The 1,059-nt window shown below is 59.4% G+C and carries 1 protein-coding gene; it reads left to right on the forward strand.

The window, feature by feature from the left end; all coding sequences use genetic code 11:
- The coding region (gene clpX / locus DQW06_RS14415) for an ATP-dependent Clp protease ATP-binding subunit ClpX (RefSeq protein WP_117198641.1) at positions 1–1,059 on the forward strand (1,059 nt) is incomplete at both ends.

Raw genomic sequence — 1,059 nt, forward strand, 5'->3', positions numbered from 1 at the left:
CTGGGACTCGTTGCCCAAGCCCCGTGAGATCTACGAGTTCCTGGACTCGTACGTGATCGGTCAGGAGCAGGCCAAGAAGGCGTTGTCGGTGGCGGTGTACAACCACTACAAGCGGGTGCGTTCGGAGGGGGATCGTCCGGGCGAGGAGGATGTGGAGATCGCCAAGTCCAACATCTTGCTGTTGGGGCCGACGGGGTCGGGCAAGACGTTGTTGGCGCAGACTCTGGCGCGGATTCTGAACGTGCCGTTCGCGATCGCGGACGCGACGGCGCTGACGGAGGCGGGGTATGTGGGGGAGGATGTGGAGAACATCCTGCTCAAGTTGATCCAGGCGGCTGACTATGACGTGAAGAAGGCCGAGACGGGGATCATCTACATCGACGAGGTCGACAAGGTCGCGCGTAAGAGTGAGAATCCCTCGATCACTCGGGATGTGTCGGGTGAGGGGGTGCAGCAGGCGTTGTTGAAGATCTTGGAGGGGACGACGGCGAGTGTGCCTCCGCAGGGGGGTCGGAAGCATCCGCATCAGGAGTTCATTCAGATCGACACGACGAATGTGTTGTTCATCTGTGGTGGTGCGTTCGCGGGGTTGGAGAAGTTGATTGAGTCGCGGACGGGTCAGCAGGGGATGGGGTTCAACGCGGTGTTGCGTCCCAAGGGTGAGCTGGGTGGTTCGGCGTTGTTCGGTGAGGTGATGCCGGAGGATCTGTTGAAGTTCGGGATGATTCCGGAGTTCGTGGGTCGGTTGCCGGTGATCACGAGTGTGCATGATCTGGATCGTGAGGCGTTGATTCGGATTTTGACGGAGCCGCGGAACGCGTTGGTGAAGCAGTATCAGCGGTTGTTCGAGTTGGATGGTGTGGAGTTGGAGTTCACGCCGGATGCTTTGAACGCGATTGCTGAGCAGGGGATTATTCGGGGTACGGGTGCGCGTGGTTTGCGGGCGATTATCGAGGAGGTGTTGTTGTCGGTGATGTATGAGGTGCCTTCTCGTGAGGATGTGGGGCAGGTGATCATTACGCGGGAGACCGTGATCGACAACGTCAACCCCACCATCGT

Source organism: Nocardiopsis sp. TNDT3, from assembly GCF_003427465.1.
Classification (GTDB): domain Bacteria; phylum Actinomycetota; class Actinomycetes; order Streptosporangiales; family Streptosporangiaceae; genus Nocardiopsis; species Nocardiopsis dassonvillei.